The sequence below is a fragment of the Rhodoferax sp. genome, assembly GCF_039922535.1.
Taxonomy (GTDB): domain Bacteria; phylum Pseudomonadota; class Gammaproteobacteria; order Burkholderiales; family Burkholderiaceae_C; genus Rhodoferax_B.
In genome coordinates this window covers 1-2,001 of sequence record NZ_JBDTEM010000236.1, presented here as the reverse complement: position 1 = coordinate 2,001, position 2,001 = coordinate 1, and the positions used below count along the sequence as shown (strand labels likewise).

General features: G+C 64.3%; 1 protein-coding gene. It reads left to right on the top strand.

Going from position 1 to position 2,001, the window contains the following annotated elements; genetic code table 11:
• The first annotated feature begins 47 nt into the window (after positions 1 to 47).
• Positions 48 to 1,757, top strand: coding sequence for a diguanylate cyclase (locus ABI213_RS11170; protein WP_348027083.1), 1,710 nt, complete (start codon positions 48 to 50; stop codon positions 1,755 to 1,757).
• Positions 1,758 to 2,001 lie beyond the last annotated feature (244 nt).

Below are 2,001 nucleotides of genomic sequence, written 5' to 3'. Positions count from 1 at the left end.
GACGCTGGATAAACGTGGTTCACCTTAGCCGCTGAGAGGGCTCTTACATGCTTGTCCGTTTCTCGCTGCGCCAATGGCTGACCATTCCCTATGTGGCGCTGGTGCTGGGCGTGGCCACGCTGGTGGGAGCCTTGTCCTACCGTACCGGCAGCGAGGTGGTAGATACCCTGTCAAGCCACCTTTTGCTGGAAACGGTGGCCCGCATTGAACAGGCGGTAGACCGGCATTTACTGGGTTCGGCCGCCGTGCTGGAAACCGCTTTTCCCCATGGCCAGGGCACCACGGCCAATCTGCTGGACGACCAAGCCGCCCTGCGCGCCCGCTTCTGGGCCGCCACCGCGCTCTACACCGATCCGAACAACCACGTCTACTACGCCAACGTCGCGGGCCAGGTCGCGTCCATGTACCGCCGCGGCACCGACCTGGCCGACTGGGCGACCCGTAGCAGCCCCCTCGCCACCCGCTTGGTCTCCACCGTGCGCGGTATCGACGGCCCCTTGACCGATTCACATCCAGGCCAGGGGCCTCTCGACCTGCGCTTGCGTCCCTGGTACACCCTGGCCGAAACCAGCACCACGCCGGTCTGGACGGCGGTCTACATCGATGGGCTGACCAACGAGCTGGTACTCACCCGGGCCAAACGCGTGCTGGACGGCCAGGGCTCCCTGCAAGGCGTGGTGGCAACCGACGTGGCCCTGACCCGGCTGAATGCATTTGTGCGCACCCTGGCCCTCAGCGAGCACGGGCTGGCATTCATCATCGAGACCGGGGGGCAGCTCATCGCCTCGTCGCACACCCCCAATATCCACCACGCCTCCGGCAAAGTGGGGACCCGTATCAATGCCAGTGCCAGCGGCGATCCCCTGCAGGAAGCCGCCTACCGCGCGGTCCTTGAGCGGCTGAAAACCTATGGCGAGCCGCAGATACCGGTGTCCATGCCCGTCAGTGGTCCCGATGGCGTAGCGGTGCAACTGGCCTTCAGCCGTCTACGCGACGATGCCGGACTGGACTGGTTGGTGGTGGTGGCCGTGCCACGCAGCGACTTCATGCGCGACCTGAGTGCCAACGTGGTCCGTACGGCAGTCATTGGTGCCGCCGCCTCGATCGCCGCCGTGGCTCTGGGCCTGTTGATCCTGAACTGGCTCAGCGCCGACCTGCATCTGCTCACCGTGGCCGCGCGCGGCGTGGGCGAAGGCCGCCTGGATGCGGTGGTGAACGTGCAAGGCCGGGGCACCATCGGTGAGCTGGCCCAGACCTTCCGCGAGATGCAGCTGCGTCTGCGCACCGACGCGCTGACCGGCCTGCACAACCGCGAATGGCTGATGCGCACCCTGGGCGACCGGCTGGACCGGGGCCGCCGCCAAGCCGACCAGCAGCCCTTTGCGGTGCTGTTCATCGACCTGAACAAGTTCAAGCACATCAACGACACGCTAGGCCACGATGCGGGGGACCAGGTACTGGTGGCCACCGCAGACCGCCTGCGCCAGGCCACCCGTAGCAGCGACACCCTGGCCCGTTATGCCGGCGACGAATTCGTGGTGCTGCTGGACCCGGTAGCCGATCTGGCCGCAGCAGAGCACATCCGCGACAAGATCGACCTGGCCCTGCGCGAACCTTTGCCGGTGGCCGCCATGCAACGCCTGGGCACAGCCTTCCTGGGCGCATCAGTGGGAGTGGCCATCTACCCCGGTATGGCGGTGGATGCCGAAGACTTGGTGCGTCTGGCCGATGCCGACATGTACCGGCGAAAGACCTGAATATCAATTCAATTTTGATAGCTGCTTGCGCAGGTTCTATCTGCACCAAAGGTCTAAAAGACCATAAAAAAAGCCGGTCTGCACCGGCTTCTTTTATCTACATGCTAGATATCAAGACTTCCCGAATTGGGCCTTGGCGGCAGCGATACAGCTGTCTTTGGCGTTGCCCGCCAAAGCATCGCACTTCTGGGCGGCCACCTTGTAGTCGGCATCCCGCTTATCTTCGGCAGCGTCTTTTTTGGCT